12 protein-coding genes and 1 rRNA gene are annotated in these 22,162 nt (G+C 53.6%); 4 read left to right on the top strand and 9 right to left on the bottom strand.

Annotated elements, in window-relative coordinates:
* Positions 1-137 precede the first annotated feature (137 nt).
* From M2406_RS26290 to M2406_RS26265, 6 genes are all read right to left on the bottom strand, one after another.
* Positions 138-1,382 carry a cation:proton antiporter gene (locus tag M2406_RS26290; RefSeq protein WP_259191921.1) on the bottom strand — a complete coding sequence of 415 codons (1,245 nt, stop codon included), beginning with the start codon at positions 1,380-1,382 and terminating at the stop codon, positions 138-140.
* 103 nt (positions 1,383-1,485) lie between these two features.
* Positions 1,486-2,580, bottom strand: a complete 1,095-nt coding sequence (locus M2406_RS26285) for a Rieske 2Fe-2S domain-containing protein (protein WP_259191920.1) — start codon at positions 2,578-2,580, stop codon at positions 1,486-1,488.
* A gap of 21 nt (positions 2,581-2,601) precedes the next feature.
* Complete coding sequence (locus tag M2406_RS26280) at positions 2,602-4,305, bottom strand: NAD(P)/FAD-dependent oxidoreductase (RefSeq protein WP_259191919.1); 1,704 nt, start codon at positions 4,303-4,305, stop codon at positions 2,602-2,604.
* A 44-nt stretch (positions 4,306-4,349) separates the two neighbouring features.
* Positions 4,350-5,432 carry a monodechloroaminopyrrolnitrin synthase PrnB family protein gene (locus tag M2406_RS26275; protein WP_259191918.1) on the bottom strand — a complete coding sequence of 361 codons (1,083 nt, stop codon included), beginning with the start codon at positions 5,430-5,432 and terminating at the stop codon, positions 4,350-4,352.
* On the bottom strand, positions 5,432-7,042 hold the full coding sequence (locus M2406_RS26270; RefSeq protein ID WP_017891340.1) for a tryptophan halogenase family protein: 1,611 nt from the start codon (positions 7,040-7,042) through the stop codon (positions 5,432-5,434). Before M2406_RS26270 ends, M2406_RS26275 begins: the two co-directional genes overlap by 1 nt.
* A 747-nt stretch (positions 7,043-7,789) precedes the next feature.
* Positions 7,790-8,536: a sulfite exporter TauE/SafE family protein gene (locus tag M2406_RS26265; protein ID WP_012004767.1), complete on the bottom strand. Its 747-nt coding sequence runs from the start codon at positions 8,534-8,536 to the stop codon at positions 7,790-7,792.
* A 164-nt stretch (positions 8,537-8,700) separates the two neighbouring features.
* Between M2406_RS26265 and actS the strand changes: the two genes are divergently transcribed.
* A complete protein-coding gene (gene actS / locus M2406_RS26260; RefSeq protein ID WP_012004766.1) occupies positions 8,701-9,450 on the top strand; it encodes an amidase activator ActS in 750 nt (249 codons plus the stop codon).
* A 65-nt stretch (positions 9,451-9,515) separates the two neighbouring features.
* Here actS and gltP read toward each other — a convergent pair whose 3' ends face one another.
* Positions 9,516-10,832: a glutamate/aspartate:proton symporter GltP gene (gene gltP / locus M2406_RS26255; RefSeq protein ID WP_012004765.1), complete on the bottom strand. Its 1,317-nt coding sequence runs from the start codon at positions 10,830-10,832 to the stop codon at positions 9,516-9,518.
* 821 nt (positions 10,833-11,653) lie between these two features.
* Here gltP and acs point away from each other — a divergent pair.
* The 3 genes from acs (at position 11,654) to actP (ending at position 15,665) form a co-directional block, all read left to right on the top strand.
* The gene (gene acs, locus M2406_RS26250) at positions 11,654-13,612 is read left to right on the top strand and encodes an acetate--CoA ligase (RefSeq protein ID WP_012004764.1); all 1,959 of its coding nucleotides are present in this window, start codon (positions 11,654-11,656) and stop codon (positions 13,610-13,612) included.
* A 92-nt stretch (positions 13,613-13,704) separates the two neighbouring features.
* Positions 13,705-14,016, top strand: coding sequence for a DUF485 domain-containing protein (locus M2406_RS26245; protein ID WP_012004763.1), 312 nt, complete (start codon positions 13,705-13,707; stop codon positions 14,014-14,016).
* Complete coding sequence (actP, locus tag M2406_RS26240) at positions 14,013-15,665, top strand: cation/acetate symporter ActP (protein WP_012004762.1); 1,653 nt, start codon at positions 14,013-14,015, stop codon at positions 15,663-15,665. Before M2406_RS26245 ends, actP begins: the two co-directional genes overlap by 4 nt.
* Positions 15,666-15,750: 85 nt before the next feature.
* Here the strand turns inward: actP and M2406_RS26235 are convergent, their stop codons facing one another.
* Together M2406_RS26235 and rrf are read right to left on the bottom strand one after the other, a co-directional pair.
* Positions 15,751-21,654, bottom strand: a complete 5,904-nt coding sequence (locus M2406_RS26235) for a glucoamylase family protein (RefSeq protein WP_259191915.1) — start codon at positions 21,652-21,654, stop codon at positions 15,751-15,753.
* A 263-nt stretch (positions 21,655-21,917) separates the two neighbouring features.
* Positions 21,918-22,033: ribosomal RNA gene (gene rrf, locus M2406_RS26230) — 5S ribosomal RNA — on the bottom strand.
* Between the last annotated feature and the right edge of the window lie 129 nt (positions 22,034-22,162).

The following is a 22,162-nucleotide window of genomic DNA, read 5'->3' as shown; positions in this document are numbered from 1 at the left end:
TGAAGCGTTGTTCAACTCGGCGTAAACGCCGGTTGTCCGAGTCCGGGCACCATATTTAGAAGAACCCGCCTATGGCGGGTTTTTTGCTTTTCAGGGGTGGGACTCTTCATCGAACAAGTTCGATTACCAGATGCGCGTCACTTATCGGCGTCCGGGATTGCCGGCGTCGAGCGCAATTGCACGCGCAGCGTGAATCGAACCAGCGGTACTGTCAGCGCCGTCGTCACCAGCGCGAACACCACGAGGATCGTATAGACCTTTGGCGGAAGGATCTGCATCTGCAGACCGATTGATAGGACGATGAGCTCCATCAAGCCGCGCGTATTCATCAGCGAGCTCACCAACATCGCATCGCGTGGCTCAAGCCCGGTGGCACGCGCGCCCAGATAACTGCCGCCGAACTTGCCGATGAATCCGCCCGCGAGGAATACGCCGAACCACATCCATGATGCCGCGTCGTCGATCGTACCGATCGACGCATGCAGCCCCGCATACGCGAAAAACACCGGCATCAGCACAAGCCTGACAAAACCTTCGACGTTCTCCCGCCACTCATTTGCAATACCGGGCACGCGCCGCACGAACAGCGCCGCCGCAAGTGCGCCAAATGCGCTATGAAATCCGAGCAGCGACGTCGCGAGTGCCGACGCCATTACGAAACATAACAACACGGCCAAGCGGTCACGCGCCGCATGTGCAGTCGATGCGAGCCGCACAAGCGCCGGTTTAACCACGAAGCGCACCAGGAACGCGCACAGCACCAGATACGCGAGCAGGCTGACGAGCATGCGCGCAAATGCCCAACCAGGCCCGCTCGATAGCGAAGCAATAGTTGCAAGCAGTATCCATCCGAGCGCATCCGTCAGCATCGCGGCAGACATGGCGTGCCGTGCGCCCACCATGGCGTTGAGCGCCAGGTCGTCGACGATGCGCGCCATCACCGGTACCGCTGATATCGCAAGCGCGACACCGCAGAATAGTATATAGGGCAGCGCCGGCGCATCGCTGGCGAGCATGTCTTTCGAGACAGTGGCGACGATCATGCCGATCGCGGCCGGTACGACGAGCCCACCCACGGCGATCGCAACGGGCATGCGCCAACGCCTGTCACACAGCGTCTCGCCCAACTCCATATGCAGACCAACCTGAAACATCAGCAGTATCAGGCCGACTTCACCGACTTGCCCCATCGCCGACAGCGTGTGTGGGCCGAACAACGCATCGTAAAAATCCGGTGCGATCACGCCAAACAGCGAAGGACCCAATAGCAAACCGGCTGCGATCTCACCGACGACCGCGCACTGGCCGAGCCGTTCGGCAATGCGGCCGCAGACGTTGCAGAGTGCGATCACCAGCACCAGTTGCAACAGCCAGACAGTCATGAATGCCTCGGAAAAAGCGGTACCGACACGAACGTGCTGGCCGCGAGCGCCTGGCGGAACGACCAGTCCGAGAGCGGCTCGTTTAGGGCCGCCGACTTACGCATCACCGCTCACTCGCAACGCGGTCGACCCAGCCCCGGTAGAACGCACGGTACTTGAGCACGAGCTTATCGTACTTGCTGTACGCGCCGCCGCCGTCCGGCTTCATCCCGTTCCAGATTTTGACGTCGTACTTCGCTGCCTGTCGGGTCTGCAGCCCGAACAGCACGTAGTCGGTCGCGCGGCGCAAGGCGCCCCCCACCTTCTTGATCGAGATGAGCATGTGCATGACGTTCTTGCCGTCGCTCACCGGCGTCACACACTGGAGCAGCTTGTATTTGAAGTCTCCGTCCAGGGAAACGGTCATGACGCACCCGCCGGGGTAGCCATCGAAGTGCAGGTTCATCTGCGACATATTCAGGCCGAGCACACGTGCCAGCATGCCGAAGGCCCCGAAATACCGGTCCACGGTGAAGTCGATCCCGGCACCGAACCACGCGCCCGCCTGTGCCAGAGACTCAACCTCCGGCCACGGGCGCCAATCGTCGAACAGCTTGAGCTCGAAGGCCGAGATCGGGAGCTCGTGTACGGGGGACGCGTGTTGCGCGTCGTAGAAGTTCTCTACGATCCGCAAGACAGCCGTCGTCGTATCGAATGCGAAGTGCAGGTGCATAAAGTCGCCGTTGTCGACGTCGGCTGCGGCGATTTCGGGCAGCGGGTGCAGCGGCTCTGGGGAGCCGTACCAAACCCACACATAGCCGTATCGCTCGGCGGTGACCAACGTCGGCTGGCGCACCGATCGCGGCACCGGCTCCAGCCGGCGCACCGTCTGGTTGTGACCGGGGATATGAACGCACTGGCCCTGCTCGTCGTACCGCCAGTGATGAAACGGGCACTGGATGCACCCGTCCTTGACCTGCCCGTCGGCCAGGTTCGCGCCGAGGTGCGAGCAGTGGCGGTCCATCACCACGGCCTGCCCCATCGTGCCGCGCCACGCCACGCACGGACGGCCGAAGAGCGTCAACTCCGTCGGCTTATCCTTGAGGTCGTCCGAGCGCATCGCGACGTACCAACTCGCGGCCACGCTCGTGGTCGCGTCGTACACCCTAGAAGGATGCTCCTCAATGCTCGCTTGAACCCATTGAATGTCGCTCATCATTTTTGTGTCCTCGACGGCCGATTACTTCTTCCGAGTCAAACTGATACGGGTCGTAATGTACGCCTTGAGCAGCGCGAACATCGGGTTGTAGTCGAAGTACTTTTTCACCTCTGCCGGCGCGCTGGTTTGTGTCCAGTGCATCAGCTTCATCGCCGGCAGTAGACTGTACTTCGAGTTGTTGAGCTGCGGCTTGTCCCCGGTGATGCAGTACCCGAAACCGAACATCTGCTTGGCGAAGTCTCGTTCGTCGATGAGGGCGTGGATCCGCGCCGCGGCCTCCCCGGTCGGCTTGAGCCCGGCGCTTACGGCCTCGATCTCGGCTTTGGCGTCGTTGAACAACTGGTAGTACCCCTCCATGTCTGCGCACAGGTACCCAAGGTACGGGGGGTCGTTGTCGAGATGATCGAGGTCGCCCTCGTCGCGCGAAGCACGAAACCTCGCGTGGGCTTGCACGAGCCGGAACTGCCCGAGGATCGTGCCGACGGTCCACAGCCTGTGGAACGCGTCCCACAAGCGGAAGTCCGTGAACGCCGTGTAGCAGCAGCTGACGAAGTCGTCGTTGTGGTCCAAAAGCTTTTGCTGCAGGCGTTCGATGTACTCGAAGCGATCAGGGGAGAAGTCATCGTCGCGCAGCGCCTTGATGAGGCGCGCTGCGAGCGCGTGGATGGTCACCGCAGTGTTCTCGAGCCCCCTGGAGAAGAGCGGGTCGATGAACCCGTTCGCGTGCAGCATCAGGCAGTAGCGATCGCCGATGCAGGTGCTCGACGAGAACTGCAGGCGGTCGGTCTTGACCCAGTCACGCACCGGCACGGCGTCGCGGAACTGCGCCCCGATACTCGGGAACCGCGCGAGGAACTCGTCGAACTCTTGCTGCGCGGAGATGTCCGTTTTCGGGTAGACGCGCGGATCAAGCTGCAGGCCGACACTCACCAGGTTGTTGGTCGACTTCGGATGGTTGTTGAACGGAATCACCCAGAGCCAGCCACCCTCGAACATGTGGTGCAAGGTCCCCTCGTGCCAGCGCCAGCGCTGCCCCTTGACCTTGAAAATATCGTCGAACGGCTTGACCCCGAGCATGTGCGTGTAGAGGCTGCGCGAGTGCGTCTTGAAGCGACACGGCTCTTCGCGGAGATTGAACTTGGTCGCGAGCGGCGCGCGGGGTCCTCCACAGTCGATCATGTACCGGCCGGTGAACCGTTCGTCCTCGGCGGTGGTCACCGCGACGCCGTCTTTATCGGCGTGGTATTCGGTCACTTTAGTCTTCTGGCGGACCGTGCAGCCGTATTTAATAGCGGCTTGCAACAGGTAGGCGTCGACGTCTTGCCGGTAATAATGGCTCTCCGGTCCCCAGGGCAACTCGGGGATGACGCACTGTGTGAACTCCTTCGGGTTGTGCTCCTGGCCGGGTTTGTGGAACACGAAGCCGAAGTTGCGCTTAATGCCCGTGCTCGACGAGACGTAACGCTGCGTCGAGTAAAACGACGTAATGTGGTCGAGCTCCGGAATGCCGTAGCGATCGGCGATGATACGGTTCATTAGAGACGTCTCGGGAATCGACGATTCGCCGATCGTGAACCGCGGGTGCGACGACTCCTCGATGATCAGCACGCGAAACTGCTGTTTGGCCAGGATAGCCCCCATCTGGGTGCCGGACATGCCCGAGCCGAGGATGATCACGTCGAAGTGGTTGCTATCGCGCCCGTTCGCGGGGCTGTTCTGAGTCATGAGGGCAAATCTCCTTAATGAGATGGAACAGATGGCCGTGCGCGTCAGAACTCGTTGAGAGCGGTGCGAATGCGGGAGCGCGCGGCAAGCGTGAGCGTGGCCAGATCGCCAAGCATGCTGGGCGCGTACCCTCCACTGCCGATTGCCGGGCCGCTTCGCCCGGCTTCGTACACCCGCTCCGCCAATTGAACATGAGGTGCCCGGAAGCGCAGCAGGACCACGAAGATCCGGTTGAGAGCCGCCAGCCCGGCCCGGACGGATTCGCCCTGCGCACCTACTCGCGCCTCCCCGATCGCGCGGTCGACGAGCGACGGCCTCCCAGCGAACCGAGCGTAGACCGCCCTGTACGCGGGAAGGACATAGGGCAGGTACGTCTCTTTGAATTCTCGATAAGCCTGGTGGTCCGATTGCGAACCCCACAGGACGTGATCCAGCACGAAGAGGGGCATCTCTACGGCACCGGGGCCAAGGTAACTCTGGCCCCCGACGCGAATCGGGTCGTAGAAGGGGCGGAGCTCGTCGTAGAAGACCTGCGGCGAGATGAAGCGGTACGCGTAGACAATCGATTCGACCATTTTTTGCAGATAGGCTGCCAGCTCGTCGCACCCTTGCGCGAACGCGGGCGACCTCAGGGGCACGTCGTGCAGTTCGACGGTCACCGTGATGGCCGCCTCGAGGGCCGCCATCGAGATGCGCACGCTCTCAAGCAGGTGCGCTTCGTCGCTGAGCCCGGTGTAGCTCCGTTGCGCGTCGGCCGCCGCGGGGTTCCAGACCGTCACATGCAGGAGCGTCTCACGCGGCGGCAGGTCGGTCATGCGCGCCAGATCGAGCAGCACCGGCTCGAGCCCGGGCACCACGTCCACGGGCTCGTGTCCGTGCCGCTTGAGCGACCCCAGGAAAAACCCAATGTCCCGCATCGCAGCGGCGGCTTCGACGAAGCCCCAGCCGGAGGGCACGCCGCGCACCGGGAGGAACTCTCGCAGCAGGCCAACGATACCGGGCACGTCCTTGTTACGGTTCAGACCCGGCAGTTGCAAAACGAACGAGCGAGCCTGCAGCGGATCGCAGGTTGCCACGGCAGCGTGCGTGGCAGCGAATACGCATGCCCGGTCCAGGGCGCGCTCCACTACCGGCTCTCCGGCGACGCGGACGTCGGTCCGGGTCGAGACAGCCCCACTTCGCCGTCGCGCAGCGACCGCAGGTAGTCATAGTTCGTCGGCAGGCTCGCCCGCAGACGCTCGGCCTCACGCTGGATGCGGGCGAACATTACCTCGGCCTTTTCGATCGACTCCGGTCGCAATTGCAAGAGCGGCAGCGACCGGTCGGGCAGCATGCCCAGCCCGGCAAAGATGCAGTAGTAGTTTCCGTTCAACCAGAAGTTCTTGAATTCGAAGTCGAAGGTCTCATAGTAAGTGGAATCGTCGAACGACGTGGTGGTCAACGGCAGCCCCGCCTTATAGCGCTCAACCTTCTCTTTGATGGAGTCGGAGAGCCGCAAATCGTGCCGGTTCGCAAGCCAGAACGGCGTGTCTTCGCGTGACGAAGTGAAATAGTGCGCTTGGACAAAGTCTCGGCAGTCGTCGAACATGTAGACGATCTCGGCGTTGAACGCGTCGGCCAACCGCGGGTCGAACGAGGTGTCGGGGAAGTGCTTCACGAGTTGGTAAAGCGCCGCGTAGATGAAGTAGATCCCCGTCGATTCCAGGGGCTCCAAAAAGCACGACGCCAGCCCGATAGAGACGCAGTTGTTGACCCACGACCGCTTGTTACGCCCGACCCGGAACTTGATCTGATTGAGCGGCTGATTGTCCGAGAGGCCCCAGAGGTTGAGGAAGTCGGTGGTGGCCTGGTCGCGGGAGGTGAACTTGCTCGAGAAGACGTAGCCGCTGCCGAACCGACCCAGCATCGGAATCTTCCAGGTCCACCCCGAGTTCATGGCGATCGAAGAGGTATAGGGTTCGACCCCCACTTGCGCGTCGTCGTTGGGTACGGCAGTAGCGACCGCGCTGTCGCACAGCAGGTAGTCGGACATGTCAATGAAGGGCTCTTTCAGGGCCTGGTTGATCAGGAGCCCCCGCATGCCTGAGCAGTCGATGAACAGATCCGCCTCCAGCTTCCGGCCCTCTTTGGTGAACAGACTGGAGATGAAGCCGTGCTCGTTCAGGTTAACCTCCACGACCTCGTCGACCACTCGGTTCACCCCGCGATCGACGGCCCAGCGCTTCAAAAAATCGGCCACCAAGTGCGCGTCGAAGTGCCACGCGTGGGACATCTGACGGGTGCCATCATGCAGGCACGGTGCCAGATTGCCATCAAGCGCCCCGGGCTGTGGGTAGCAGGCGTACGCCATCGACTGCTGAAAGCCCTGTTCGCGCTTGCGCAGCCAGTAGTGGGTAAGCGGCACGCCGTCGCAGCTCGGCACATTGCCGAACAAATGGTAGAAGTAATCGTTGCGCGAGTGGTCGGGAGAGGTTCTCCAATTCACGAACTTGATGCCGGCCTTGAACGCGCCGTTCACCTGGGGCATCCACTCCTGTTCCGGTATCCCGAGGAAGTCGAAGAACACCTTCTGCAAACTCGGGATGGTCGCCTCGCCCACACCGATCCGGGGGATCGTCGCAGATTCGATGAGCGTAATGTTCGCCTGCTGTTGGAGCGCCCGGACGAGGTACGAGGCGGACATCCAGCCCGCAGTGCCGCCGCCCACGATGACGATATTCTTGATCGGTTTGCTCATGACACTCTCCCATAGGAAGTAGTGGAGATGTTAAATTAGGTTCTAATTCAGACTAGAATCTAATTTTAAAAGTGCAAATTCCGTTTCAGAATTAACTCGGTGATATATCCTCACGCGAATCGCCCCCTCACAACCCTAATTCCACACCACCTCATCACCGGTTAAAATATTATTTTCAAGCGGTTAGAATTACGGGTAAAGCAGGAAAAACAAGATCGCCTCATTATTTACAATAATAAAATCAAGGCTTATAACACCCCTACCCACCCCAAGCAATTTACACACAACACACTATTTTTACTGTATTTTTAAAATAAAAAAGGCGACGCACCTTATCCAAAAGTTCATGCTCGACTTTTTCAATCACTGCCAGTTCAGATTTAACTCCGTCCTTAAATAAATACTCTATCAATTGGATATTAATGGATTATGAATTGTTAGCACGCTTACAATGCTATAAGTTAAACACCCAGTTAGTTATAGGTGATGCATTATCTACTTGCCAAACAACAAAAATAATCGATACCGATTCATACATTACTTATGTATAAAAATATCCATAGAATAATATTATTTGCACAATCCAGCATTCAGTCTAAAAACAATTATCCATCTAATTTTCATACGAATACTCAACGACATTCGGAAATTGTTTTCTGCCTCAAATACCCATCCATTGACATGTCGTCGAGGGCAATCCTGGTGAACTATAACCGTTGGGGGTTTAGCTTCGCCCCGCCATCTTCGTCAACTAAAGTACTTAATAATCAACATAGCGCCGGAAGCCAACAAGATCACATTGATGAGCTTGAGGAATTGCTCACGCGACATCTTCAACGTGAAGTAACGGCCCAGGGTAATCCCCACCAGCATGCCCGGCACCAGCACTAGCGCCAGCAGTAATAAGTCAACGTCCAGATAAACACCGGCCAGAGCAAAAATGACCACCCGAGTCAGGGTACTCATACCAATCAGAGTGGTTTGGGTTATACGGAAAGCTTCTTTTTTCTCAATCCGGCCACTGAGATAGATGGCATAAATAAAGCCACCGCTACCAAAGAGTGCGCTGAATATCCCCCCCACCAAACCAAAAGGCACCGCCGCCCTGGGTGAAAATTGCCGAGCGGGCTTTAAACCACTGAGTGAATAGAGCGCGTAAAACACCACAAAAATCCCCAGCGCCAGCAACAGAATTTCTGGTCGAGTCTTCAACAGGATCGCCGCCCCCAACAGGCTGCCGATAATCATCAGTGGGACCAGCCTTTTTAATTCAGGCCATTGAGCATTCCGCCCGTCGCGACTGACGTTAACAATCGCCGCGCACATATCCAGCAGTGCCAGCAACGGGACGATTTTCGCCACCGGCATATAAAGCGCCATTATCGGACTGGCGACTAACGCGGAACCAAAACCGGCGATGCCGAAGATCACATAAGCCACTAATAGTGTGGCTGCCAGCACCAGATAACCGGAGAGCGTTAAGGTTTCTTGCATATTTGCTGTTCCCAATCCATGAACATTTTGAGCCAAAAGGTAAAACCTTCTGCCTTCGCCCGGCAAAATTTAGTCCACGGGGGCGTTTTTGACCACCTGACCGTTGATGTTACTATAGGCAGATCACAATAGAGCGCGACGACGTTTAAGGACGATATTTGAGTATGGGAAGCACATTCGCTGTATGGCGGCTGATTGCCGTGTGCGTAATCAGTCTGGGATTACTGGGGTGCGGCTCCGGAAAGAAATCGAACAGCTACGACCGTGATTATGATCGCTTGGCCAGAGGCAGTTATAACGGCAACACCTATACCGTCAAACGTGGCGATACTCTGTTCTACATTGCCTGGATCACCAACAGCGAAGTCAGTGAGTTGGCGCGACGCAATAAAATCCCTAAACCCTACAACCTCGAGATTGGCCAAAAGCTGGCGTTAAATAACGCGACGGCAAAGAAAGGCAAGACACGCAAAACACAGTCAACCAGCCAGATTGCAGCCGTTGCACCGCCGATCCGCAGCAGTATCAAATGCTGGCGCTGGCCAACCCAGGGCAACATTATCAGCAAGTATTCGACGGCCGACGGGGGCAATAAAGGCATCGATATCGCCGGTAACCGTGGGCAACCGGTATTTGCCGCAGCCAAAGGGCGGGTGGTGTACGTTGGCAACCAACTGCGGGGTTATGGCAATCTGATTATGATCAAACACAATGATGAGTACATCAGCGCCTATGCCCACAACAACACTCTGCTGGTGCGCAATGCTCAGGAAGTGAAAGCCGGGCAGAAGATTGCCACCATGGGCAGCACAGGTACCGACAAGGTGATGCTGCACTTCCAGATCCGTTATCGTGCTACCGCATTGGATCCGCTGCGCTTCCTGCCGGCCCAGGGCTCTGCCCCCTCCTGCTGATCCCAAGACGACTAAACCCGCCATCAGGCGGGTTTAGTCGTCAAATCAATCTCGTCCAAAAGCGGTTAAGAGTCTGTTATCTGCCTGGCTTTGCCGGACAAGAACTCTTTCTCAAAGGCGAGCGCCTTTTTACTGTCGAACTGGTGTTCCCATTTAGCTACCACCAGCACCGCCAGCGCATTGCCCACCACGTTCAGTGCGGTACGCGCCATATCCAGGATGCGATCTACGCCGGCAATAAACGCCAGGCCTTCCAACGGGATCCCCACGCTACCCAGAGTGGCCAACAGCACCACAAAGGAAACTCCGGGCACGCCGGCAATCCCCTTCGAGGTGAGCATCAGCGTTACCACCAGCACAATCTCCTGGCCCAGGGACAGCTCAATCCCATACAACTGCGCGATAAAGATGGCGGCAATGCTCTGATACAGCGTTGAGCCGTCCAGATTGAAGGAGTAACCGGTCGGTACCACAAAGCTGGTGATCGCCTTCGGCGCGCCGTAAGCCTCCATCTTTTCGATGATGCGCGGCAGCACCGTTTCCGAACTGGCGGTGGAAAAGGCCAGGATCAGTTCATCTTTCAGAATACGGATCAGCGTCCAGATACGCAGGTTACAGATGCGTGCGACCGCCCCCAGCACCACCAACGCAAAGAAGGCAATCGCGAAGTACACCAGCAGCACCAGTTTGGCCAGGGGCAGCAATGAGGCGAAACCAAAGTTGGCAACCGTCACTGCAATCAGACCAAACACCCCAATCGGCGCATAGCGCATGATCATATGCGTGACTTTGAACATGCTTTCGGAAACGGCTTTAAATACCTTCAGCAGCGGCTCTTTGGTTTCTTTCGGCAATGACGACAGGCCCAGGCCAAACAGCACCGAGAAGAAGATGATCGGCAACATGTCGCCCTTCGCCATCGAGGCGAAAATATTCGACGGGATCAACGACAGAATGGTGGCAACCAGGCTGTGTGAGCCACTTTGCACCTGCTCCGTGGTTTTTTCATACTGCGAGATATCCACCGCAGTCAGCGTCGACATGTCGATACCGTGGCCGGGTTGAAAAACATTAGCCAATGTCAGCCCCACCACAATGGCGATAGTGGTGATCACCTCGAAGTAAATAATGGTTTTCAACCCGAGACGGCCTAACTTCTTCGCATCCCCCACGCCGGCAATCCCCACCACCAGCGTAGAAATAACGATAGGTACCACAATCATCTTAATCAGGCGGATAAATATATCACCGGCCGGGCTTAGAATATTACTGACTAACCACTCTCGTGATTCAGTTTGATTATGGAGCACCGCCCCAACAATAATGCCCAACGCCAATGCAATCATAATTTGCCAGGCAAGACTGATTTTTACACTCTTCATACCCAAAAAGTCCTCAAAGACTCTTTTCGGCACATTTATAATAACGCGCCGAAAAGAATACTTAATCATTTAATACAGGCTTATGTTAATGACCAGGAAGCGTTCACCTGCCCTTAGTGTGACGCTGTTTAAATCTTTACCATTTGGCAGGCATACTCTGCAAGCCTTGTTTTATCTGGGTTTTGTGCAAAAAACGAACTCACGTGATTTGATTTTCAGTGTCGACAGGCATAATTTATTGTTATTAAAAGCTTAATTTTATGTGAGGTGAATCACAATAGCACCTGGGATCTTGAGTTTGATACATGATGAAAATGCGTTAACTTTCGTTAATCTTGCATATTTAGTCTGATAGAGATGTTTGTATTCTGTTACATTAAAGTTTTCAAAATGAAAATATCCGGGCCTCACAGGCTTCCTATTTAATAGGATGATTCCGAAATTTTTTCCTTATTAGCACTCTTGGCTGACGGTTTGGCTATTAATATCGACATCGAATATTAAAGGTGCTCTACGGTCCGAAAAGGTTTAACAGAGATTTTAATCTCGGCATTTTATATTAACTAATACCGATAAAAAGCGGAGTTATTGCCGAGTTGGTTATTCTTTTTAGTTCTTTAGATAGCGTTTTCTGACTAAAACTTCCTATTTAACCGCTTTCTCCCACCAAGCAGGCAGATGCCCCACACGAATGAGGCAGAACTATTACAAATCAATATCTTCGTTGCGTGATCTGCCGCCCAAAAAAGAAACAAAGAATCGGAGCAAACTATACTTAACCTCTAGTTGACATATTATTAACAACTTCAAGGAGAAAAGCCATGAGCCAAGTGCATAAACACGCTATTCCTTCTGCAATTGCAGAACACGCCCTGATTAATCCGACGCAATATCAACAATATTATCAACAGTCTGTGCAAGACCCGGAAACGTTTTGGGGCGAGCAGGGAAAAATCCTGGACTGGATAAAACCTTATAGCCGGGTGAAAAACACCTCGTTCGATCCAGGCCATATCAGCATTCGCTGGTTTGAAGACGGCACCCTTAACCTGGCGGCCAACTGCCTCGATCGCCACCTGGCCGAACGCGGCGACCAAACCGCCATTATCTGGGAAGGTGACGATCCCACCCAGTCAAAACAGGTGACCTACAAACAACTGCACCACGATGTCTGCCAATTCGCCAACGTGCTGAAAAAGCTGGGCGTCAAGAAAGGCGACGTCGTGGCTATCTATATGCCCATGGTGCCGGAAGCCGCTGTCGCCATGCTGGCCTGCGCCCGTATCGGGGCCGTGCATTCGGTGATCTTTGGTGGTTTCTCGCCGGAAGCCGTGGCCGGACGTATTATCGATTCCAACTCTAAACTGGTTATCACCGCCGACGAAGGCCTGCGCGCCGGGCGTGCCGTTCCGCTGAAGAAAAACGTCGATGACGCGCTGAAAAATCCAGGCGTGAAAAGCATCACCAACGTGGTGGTATTCCAGCGTACCGGCAAACCGGGTTACTGGCAGGAAGGCCGCGATCTGTGGTGGCATGAACTGACTGCGGGGGTTTCCGCCGACTGCCCACCAGAAGAGATGAATGCGGAAGACCCACTGTTTATCCTTTATACCTCCGGCTCAACCGGCAAACCCAAAGGCGTGTTGCACACCACCGGCGGTTATCTGGTGTATGCCGCCATGACCTTTAAATACGTATTCGATTACCACGACGGCGACGTGTACTGGTGTACCGCCGACGTCGGTTGGGTCACCGGCCATAGCTATCTGCTGTACGGCCCGCTGGCCTGCGGTGCCATTACCCTGATGTTTGAAGGGGTGCCGAACTACCCTGGCGTTAACCGTCTGTCACAGGTGATCGACAAGCACCAGGTCAATATCCTGTATACCGCCCCTACCGCCATTCGTGCCCTGATGGCCGAAGGTGACAAGGCGATCGAAGGCACCAAACGCGATTCGCTGCGCATCATGGGCTCGGTCGGCGAACCGATCAACCCGGAAGCCTGGGAGTGGTATTACAATAAAATCGGCAACGCTAAATGCCCGATCGTCGACACCTGGTGGCAGACCGAAACCGGCGGCTTTATGATCACTCCGCTGCCCGGTGCCACCGAGTTGAAAGCCGGTTCCGCTACGCGGCCGTTCTTCGGTGTTCAACCGGCACTGGTCGATAATATCGGCACTGTGCAGGAGGGCGCCTGTGAAGGCAACCTGGTGATCACCGACTCCTGGCCAGGCCAGGCTCGCACGTTGTTCGGTGACCACGATCGTTTCGAACAAACCTACTTCTCCACCTTTAAGGGCATGTATTTCAGCGGTGACGGCGCACGCCGTGATGAAGACGGCTATTACTGGATCACTGGCCGTGTCGATGACGTGCTTAACGTCTCCGGTCACCGTCTGGGCACCGCCGAGATCGAGTCGGCCCTGGTTTCCCACCCGAAAATCGCCGAAGCGGCGGTGGTCGGCATCCCTCATAACATCAAGGGCCAGGCGATTTACGCCTATATCACGCTGAACCACGGTGAAGAACCGACGCCTGAGCTATATACCGAAGTACGTAACTGGGTACGTAAAGAAATAGGACCGATCGCCACGCCGGACGTGCTGCACTGGACAGACTCTCTGCCAAAAACGCGTTCCGGCAAGATCATGCGTCGCATCCTGCGCAAAATTGCCGCCGGTGATACCAGCAATTTGGGAGATACCTCAACGCTGGCGGATCCGGCCGTAGTCGACAAGCTGTTGGAAGAAAAACAATCAATGAAAGTTCCGTCGTAATTTCCGCCGCCTCAGGCCGATCAGCGGGAAAATAACCCGGTGATCGGCATCAAGCGCGGCGTACTCTATCAATACCTACTGGAGATGCTCTGATGAATGACACCATTTATCAAGGGATTGAGGAAAACCCGCGCTTTATAGAACTGGTGCGAAAACGTAGCCGATTCGCCTGGCTGCTTTCACTGATTACACTGGCGCTGTACGTCAGCTTTATTTTATTGATCGCTTTCGATCCACAGTGGTTGGGCACACCGATCGCTGAAGGATCGACCATTACCCGCGGGATCCCGGTCGGCGTCGGCCTGATCGTGATCTCTTTCGTGTTGACCGGGATCTATGTATTCCGCGCCAACGGCGAGTTCGATCGCCTGACTGCAGAAGTCTTGCGTGAGGTGAAGAAATGAAGCCTTTATTGTCTGTCGCCGCCCTACTGATGCTGCCGGGCCTGGCTTTTGCTGATGCCATTAGTGGCGAAGTTCATCGCCAGCCGCTGAATATTCAGGCGATCGTGATGTTCGTACTGTTTGTCGGTGCCACGCTATACATCACTTACTGGGCTTCCAAACGAACTCGTTCACGCCAGGATTACTACACCGCAGGCGGCAAAATCACCGGCCTGCAGAACGGCCTGGCGATTGCCGGCGACTTTATGTCAGCCGCTTCTTTCCTGGGTATTTCCGCACTGGTGTATACCTCTGGCTATGACGGACTGATTTATTCCATCGGCTTCCTGATCGGCTGGCCGATCATTTTGTTCCTGATTGCAGAACGCCTGCGAAATCTGGGCCGTTATACCTTTGCTGACGTGGCCTCTTACCGACTTAAGCAGAAACCAATCCGTACCCTTTCGGCCTGCGGCTCACTGGTGGTGGTCGCGCTATACCTGATTGCACAGATGGTTGGCGCCGGTAAGCTGATCCAGTTACTGTTTGGTCTTAACTACCATGTGGCGGTGATCCTGGTCGGTATTTTAATGGTGCTGTACGTGCTGTTCGGCGGCATGCTGGCAACCACCTGGGTACAGATTATCAAAGCGGTATTGTTGCTGGCCGGTGCCAGTTTTATGGCGCTGATGGTGATGAAATCGGTCAATTTTGACTTCAATACCCTGTTTGCCGAGGCCGTGAAAGTGCATCCGAAAGGCATCGCCATCATGAGCCCGGGCGGACTGGTGTCCGATCCTATTTCCGCGCTCTCATTGGGGCTGGCGCTGATGTTTGGTACTGCGGGTCTGCCGCACATCCTGATGCGCTTCTTTACCGTCAGCGATGCCAAAGAAGCCCGCAAGAGTGTGTTCTATGCCACCGGCTTTATCGGTTACTTCTATATCCTGACCTTTATTATCGGCTTCGGCGCAATTTTGTTAGTCGGCCCTAATCCGGCATTCAAAGACGCTACCGGAGCGCTGTTGGGCGGTACCAATATGGCAGCGGTGCATTTGGCCAACGCCGTCGGCGGTAACTTCTTCCTCGGGTTTATTTCGGCGGTCGCCTTCGCCACCATTCTGGCGGTGGTTGCCGGCCTGACGCTGGCAGGAGCTTCTGCGGTATCTCATGACTTGTACGCCAGCGTGATTAAAAACGGTAAGGCGACCGAGCGTGATGAACTGCGGGTTTCCAAAATTACCGTGGTGATCCTGGGGATCGTGGCCATTGCACTGGGGATTTTGTTCGAGAAACAGAATATCGCCTTTATGGTCGGGCTGGCCTTCTCGATTGCTGCCAGTTGTAACTTCCCGATTATCATTCTTTCGATGTATTGGTCACGCCTGACTACGCGCGGTGCCATGATCGGCGGCTGGTTAGGTCTGCTGACGGCGGTGATCCTGATGATCCTCGGCCCGACAATTTGGGTGCAGATCCTGGGGCATGAGAAGGCCATTTATCCTTATGAATATCCGGCGTTGTTCTCGATGATTGTCGCGTTCGTCGGCACCTGGCTGTTCTCGGTCACCGACAGCTCATTGGCTGGGCAGCAGGAGCGTGAGCGCTTCCGTTTCCAATTTGTACGTTCGCAAACCGGCCTGGGGATTTCCCAGGGCAGTTCGCATTAAAATAAAACCGTGGGTTCAGCATGCTGAACCCACTTTTTATTATCACTGACAGCAAAAAACTGCCCCTAACTGTCTGTCAGTCACGTCACTCTCCGCTAACCTCATTGCGCGCAGTCAGGCCAATGGCGGCCACACCTCGCTTAATCGCCTCATTCTGCATATACAACCGCCAAATGATGCCTGTGCGATAATTTTCGAGCATGACGACGCTAATCCCTTTTTCCAGCCCATTAACTGATGAAGAGTACCAATACGGCTTAACATCCAGGTTATAACCGCTTTTAAAGCCGTACTTGCCCCAGGTATAAGGGTGGTTCCGGTAATAGTTTTGCATCGCCGCCAGTGATGCTTGTGGCGTGAATACAATGGCGCCTACTGCGCCGGAAAGCACCATAGTGCCATCCGTGCTGGCCGCCGTCGCCGGTGGCGCACCATAGGTGCCATGATAGATGCCATCTGGGCCTGGCGCCGCCGACAGTCCCCATGAATCAGGACCGAACGTCTTGAAGTTATCCTGTTCATCAATGCTGTATTGGCGACTGATTTGCGAGTTGAGCACCGCATCGTTAAACCAGTCATCACCCAGCTTATCGACCTTGCCACGGAAATCGACCCAGGCATTAGAAAACTGGTTGGTAAAGCTGGAGCCAAACCAGGTATCAAACACCGGCTCACTCCCGCGGTACGATCGTTTAGCACGATTTATGCTGTAGAACATATCGCCATTGACCGGATGCGTCGGAGAGCCTGCCGCCAGTACATACATGCTGGCCTGTTCAACCGGGCCGGACCATTTGTACTCATTGAATCCACCGCCATTCTCCGGGTACCACGCCATATAAAACTGATTGGTTATAGGATCGCGGAACCACTCCCAGTCGACTTTGTGATAAATCTGGTCCGCCATTTGTTTGATTTCACCCCCGAAGAACTCCCCGGCAACAATCACGCCATTCAACGCCAGTGTGGTATCAATAGTTGAAAGTTCAGAGTTCCAGGCCCGTTTCCCCGTCCACTTATTCAGGAAGTGGTAGAAGAATCCCCGGTGTTGATCGACATTATTCAACAACATATTCAGCGTGCCCAGGGTGCGTGCCGCCCCTTCATCCCAGGTGATCCAACCGTTGTTAACGCCAATTGGAATCGCCGACAGGGCAAAACCGACCTGCGCCACATTGCAGATCGCCGAGGGCTTCGCGTCGCTAACCAAACCGTAGCCGGGGCTGGCAGGATCGCTATTGGCCATTTCCCAGAAGAAATTGAAACTTTTTCTGGTTTCCAACGCAATCAACGCGGAATCGCTGATCTCGCGTACCGGAGGATTGGCCGTATCAAAAATTTGCAGTTCGTAGATTGTAGGAGAATCGCTCGCAGCCGTAATATTCAGCCTGATTTGCGATGCCTTAACGCGAGGGAAATAAAGCTCGGCGTTTTGGCCAAGGGTCGTCCCCTGATAAACCGGCAACCACTGCCCATTTTGCAGGGCTTCAAGCGTGAAGGCCGCAATCCGAGACTCATACTCTTTGATTCTCACCAGATCGAAATCAATTTCAGCGCCCAAATCCACCACAAGCCACGCCGGAAGCGGATCGTTATGAGAGGCCCAGCGGCTGCCAGCATCACCATCAATGGCTTTATCAGCCCCATACTGCGGTTGTTTGAACCAAACGCTGCTGGCACTGGCCTGGGCATTGATATCCCACAACAGGTTGTAACTAGGACGCACCTCAAAACTATGTCTCTCCCCTTTAGTGCCCTGAGGATAGGTTTCCTGGATATAAAACTGGGAATGTTCCAACAACGACGGCAGTTCAAGGTGGAAACGTCCATCGTCTGCCACCGAGCCGAAAATCGACGCCCCGTTTTCAGTGGTTACTTCGAGCTTACTCCCCGGGGTCGCCGAACCCATCAACCAACGGCTCTTGTCGGTGAAACCTTCATTATCCAAAGTGAGAGGCGCTATCACCGTGACGTCACACTCAGCGGAATATGCACCATCTACACTTTCGACGGTGATCTTCGTGAAGCCGGGTTTAAGCGCATTAACGGTGCAAATAGTTTCATTCGCTTGCAGGATGACCACATCTTGGCGCGTATTTTTCCATTTCAAATCATCGGCCTGTACTCCCTTGATACCCGCGATCAAGGTAAACTGCTTGCCCACCTCCAACGTGACCGTTTCCTGATTCAGCGTGATGCCGAGCGGATCGCCTTGCATCAGTGTTTGCTGCGTCAATCCAGGCAGGGTCTCATGCCCTTGCTGATTGGCAACCATCGCATCCTTGATTTGCAGGCCATACTGCGGGGAATGTCTTCGCGTCGTAAAGGTAAACAATGCCTGCCCGGCCGGTAATGGCTGGTCGGAGACAAATACCAGGCGTAACTTTTCCGCGGCAAACTCTTTGCGTAACAGCCTGATGTCGGCCAGTAGGGGAATAACCTGTTCTACCTGGGTATTATCCACCTCAATCGTAATATCGGCGGCACAGATATCATCGCTGCCGTTTGCCAGCATTAATTGATAGCTACCGACGCTGTTCGACGGCGTATTAACCACTTGGGTCATCACCCATTCAGGCAAGTCTGCATCTGACAGCTCATCTTGCCTCATGAACATATTGCGTAAACCCACTTCATCACTGGTCTGTGGGATATTCAATGCATGGCACACCATAGCGGCAATATCTTTCGTGGAGCCGCCCAACAGCGTTTTTTCACCTACCGTCTCTCTGGCAACGGTTCGACCATTCGCCGCGATAAAGACAGTTCGCGCCAATGCGGAGTTTTGCCCATGACTAAAGTTCTGCGTTTGAGTCCCGTCCGCCTGCTCGGTACCGCCACCGTGGTCGGGGGAGATAATCACCAAAGTATCTTCACATAAGCCCTGCCGTTCCAGCTCACTGATAATCTTCTCGACTTGCCCATCTGCCGTGGTCATTGCCCGGTAATAGTCCGGTCCGTAGTATCCCTTTGAATGTCCGGCCAGATCGATATTGCTTAGATGGACCATCATGAATGCAGTATCTTTCATCTTGCCGCCGGCAATATAGGCCGTGACTTTTTCCACGATAGCCGCATCATAATCTTTGACGCACTCCACCCCAAGCGAAGGCTCAATCAGGCTATTGGCAATGGCATCCCAGGAAACGTAAGCGGCAAGCTTGCGGTTTGGCATGGCCTGTCGCAGCCGTTTAAATAAGGTCGGATAGAGGCTGTTTTCCGGATAGTAGTATTCGGCAGCGACACCATTGGTTACCCCGTGTTTACTCGTATCTACACCGGTAAGTATCGCCCCCCAGTTTGGGGCAGAGTCGGACGGCATGACCGATTGCGCCGTGTAGGTCACCGCGCCTTGTTCAATCATTTTTCGTAAATACGGAATATGTAGTCGTTCGCCAACCGTTTCTTTTTTCGACTCCACGGAAGGCCAATAGGGAGCCTGCATGCTGACACCGGCACCCGCACCATCCAGACCAATAAATAGCACGCGCTTATAAGGCATAAAAGCAAGCTGCTCTGCAACATGGACTTGCCGATCATGGGGAAGGCCAATAATATCGCCTAATGTGATCACACCATCCTGGTTAGCGTCCAGGGATAATGCCTCGTTGATCGTCAGATGATGTGTTTCCACATCCAGCGAATCAATCTGATATAAACGACCATTCTCGTAGAATTGACAATTTGACAAAGAGAACTCACCGGCACCCGCTGCTGCAGTGGTTTTGAACCGCAGTTCCCCCACTTTTGTTTTTTGCCAGTCTAAAGGGGCAGTATTGTTGAAGGTACGGCCGCCATATACGCTGACTTTCAAAACACCGCTTGCTGTAACCTGTGCAGAAATATCTCGACCAACGGCCTCAATAAATTCAAATAAGGATGAATCATAATGAAGTTCGCTGGTGCAATCATCAATGACATTCACCATATCGTTGGTGCGTAAATGCAGATTCAGCGTAAACGCAGAGCCCATCACCGTCTGTTCCGCCCCAACGAATTTCAAGCTACCGCTAAATTTCTCGGTCAAGGGTTTAACAATGAGATCGCGATATTCCTCATAGAGTGCCAGTGCTTCCTGCCTGTCTACAGCCCGGTTGATAATCCGTAGCTCATCAATCATTGTTTCGTTGCTTAGGCGATACTGGCCCATAGCATCTGCACCAACAGCGATATCCAACGCAGTTGCGGTATCCCCCGAAAAACGAATATCAATCTGTTGTTTCAGCACACCGTCTTTAAAGAAACAGGCATTGCCAAAGCGATCGTGACTCACCGTGATCTGATGCCAGCGGCCATCTGCCACATAAATAGGATAGTCATCAGCAAGATCATAACGACCGGCGCTGTCCCCCTTCCAATTCCAACTCAGTGCATTTTTATGGATCCCTAATTGCCAGCCTGGATTGCCCCCACTGTTCCAGTCTTTATTCGAAATAATCGTTTGCTCTTTATTGCCGGTAGGGGCCTTGATCCAAAAGCACAGGCTAAAATCACCTGACAAATCATTTTGTAATTCTGGATTAGGAATGGTGATAAAACTATCGCCATTGAACAAAAATGCACTGTTGGCAAAACCGGATACATATTCCTCCTTGCCATGTATGACTGCATCGTAGCCATTAACCGAGGCATCATTTAAATGATCATTAAAGTCATAATGCAGCGAGATAGGTGCCGGAGTGAGTTTCTCATAATACTCGTCATATTCTTGTTGGACTTGCTGGGCGGAAATAATGGTGTTGGTTATGTTTACTCGATCGAGAAAAGTGTTTGCCAATCGATATTCACCTCGACCATCCGCGCCGATATTAAAATCAAAATGGGTGTTAGTGTGTCCACTGTTGGCAATAGTGACCCGGGACTGCTCCTGACCATCGAGATAGAAAACAGCGTCTCTGGAACGATCGTGTGCAATAGCAACATGATGCCATTTAAAATCGGCGATAGGGATATCCGCCATATCCAACCGGCGACCATAAGCACCTTGCCAATTCCACCTTAGGCTTTTACCACTAATCCCTATTACCCAACCAATGTTCCCGCCAACACGCCAATCTTTGTTAGAAAATATAACCCCTTCATATTGTGCGTTAGCCTTTACCCAGAAAGAAACGCTGAAGTCACCATCCAAAGCGGGAAATAACTCACTTTGTGGTAGCGTAATATACGATTTGTCTAATTTAGCTGCCAGTCCATCAAAACCACGAACAAAGCCAATATCCCCGGTTGCTATACCATCGTTGCTTTGGCCTGAACTGTCTTTGAGATCCCCTTCAAAGTTCATGAAGACGGTCAGTGGCTTCTGCAGTTTATCTTTCAGATCATAAAATCTTTGCTTAATGTCTTCTTGAGTTAATACTTTATCGTGGATCTCAATCTCATCCAGATGACAGCCCTTTAAAGGATATTGACCCAGAGCATCCGCACCGATAACCGTTGTATATCCACTATCAATACTGCCCGAGTTAGAAATATTAATGTTATATACTTGCCCCCCATCTTTATAAAAAATAGCGTCACCCTGACGGTCAAAAGTGACTGCAATGTGATGCCACTGATTGTCAGCAACTTTTATATTTTGTTCAGCGCCGACATCTAAACGTGAACCAGAGACCCCTTTCCAATTACAGACCAGATAATCATGATTAATACCCACCAACCAGCCGATATTTGAGCCTTTACCCCAATCTTTATTAGAGATAATCACGCCATCACTTGATGATCCAGATTTAATCCAGAACGATAGGCTAAAATCACGATCTGTAGAAAATAAAAAACTATCCCTGACCAGTGAAATAGTGCCATTTTCGAAATAACCATTCTGGCCAATATTGTTTTTAACCAGAATGATATTACCCTCAACTTTCTCTATATTATCACTCCCTGAGATATCGTTAATTTCCTTATTGAAGTCTATCCTTGCCAGCAAAGTATCGGCTTTGTCGGCAGTATTACCTTCAAATACCGTTTTTGTATATTCATTGTTCATATTTTCCGCCTATTTTAAATAATGTTTTTAAAACAAGCAGACAATACCATGGTGAATATAAGGTTATAACTTGTCCCTGTAGTGTGGGAACTCACACTACAGATGAATATATGAGAACAGGTAAATAGCGGATGAGAAATATAGCGTGATTTATGTGATGCGCATTGAAGAGTGATATGAAAATTGGTGTGATAACGGTCATTTATTTATAGCAGGCAAAGCAAAAAGGCCATCCTTGCGGATGGCCTCTTGGCTTAATTGATGCCTGGCAGTGTCCTACTCTCGCATGGGGAGACCCCACACTACCATCGGCGCTACGGCGTTTCACTTCTGAGTTCGGCATGGGATCAGGTGGGACCACCGCGCTATTGCCGCCAGGCAAATTCTGTTTCATTCCGGCCGTTACCTCAGTAACCACCAGAACCAATCTCGGAACGCGCTGAAAATCTCTCAAATCAAAACACTTTTGGTGTTGTAAGGTTAAGTCTCACGGATCATTAGTACTGGT

The organism is Serratia sp. BIGb0163 (assembly GCF_024809935.1).
Taxonomy (GTDB): domain Bacteria; phylum Pseudomonadota; class Gammaproteobacteria; order Enterobacterales; family Enterobacteriaceae; genus Serratia; species Serratia quinivorans.
This window is presented reverse-complemented; position numbering and strand designations above follow the sequence as displayed.

What these genes read in the sequence shown, in the direction of transcription:
- M2406_RS26290 (WP_259191921.1), bottom strand. Translation starts at nt 1,382, where the DNA reads ATGACTGTCTGGCTGTTGCAACTGGTGCTGGTGATCGCACTCTGCAAC.
- M2406_RS26285 (WP_259191920.1), bottom strand. Translation starts at nt 2,580, where the DNA reads ATGATGAGCGACATTCAATGGGTTCAAGCGAGCATTGAGGAGCATCCT.
- M2406_RS26280 (WP_259191919.1), bottom strand. Translation starts at nt 4,305, where the DNA reads ATGACTCAGAACAGCCCCGCGAACGGGCGCGATAGCAACCACTTCGAC.
- M2406_RS26270 (WP_017891340.1), bottom strand. Translation starts at nt 7,042, where the DNA reads ATGAGCAAACCGATCAAGAATATCGTCATCGTGGGCGGCGGCACTGCG.
- M2406_RS26265 (WP_012004767.1), bottom strand. Translation starts at nt 8,536, where the DNA reads ATGCAAGAAACCTTAACGCTCTCCGGTTATCTGGTGCTGGCAGCCACA.
- actS (WP_012004766.1), top strand. Translation starts at nt 8,701, where the DNA reads ATGGGAAGCACATTCGCTGTATGGCGGCTGATTGCCGTGTGCGTAATC.
- gltP (WP_012004765.1), bottom strand. Translation starts at nt 10,832, where the DNA reads ATGAAGAGTGTAAAAATCAGTCTTGCCTGGCAAATTATGATTGCATTG.
- acs (WP_012004764.1), top strand. Translation starts at nt 11,654, where the DNA reads ATGAGCCAAGTGCATAAACACGCTATTCCTTCTGCAATTGCAGAACAC.
- M2406_RS26245 (WP_012004763.1), top strand. Translation starts at nt 13,705, where the DNA reads ATGAATGACACCATTTATCAAGGGATTGAGGAAAACCCGCGCTTTATA.
- actP (WP_012004762.1), top strand. Translation starts at nt 14,013, where the DNA reads ATGAAGCCTTTATTGTCTGTCGCCGCCCTACTGATGCTGCCGGGCCTG.
- M2406_RS26235 (WP_259191915.1), bottom strand. Translation starts at nt 21,654, where the DNA reads ATGAACAATGAATATACAAAAACGGTATTTGAAGGTAATACTGCCGAC.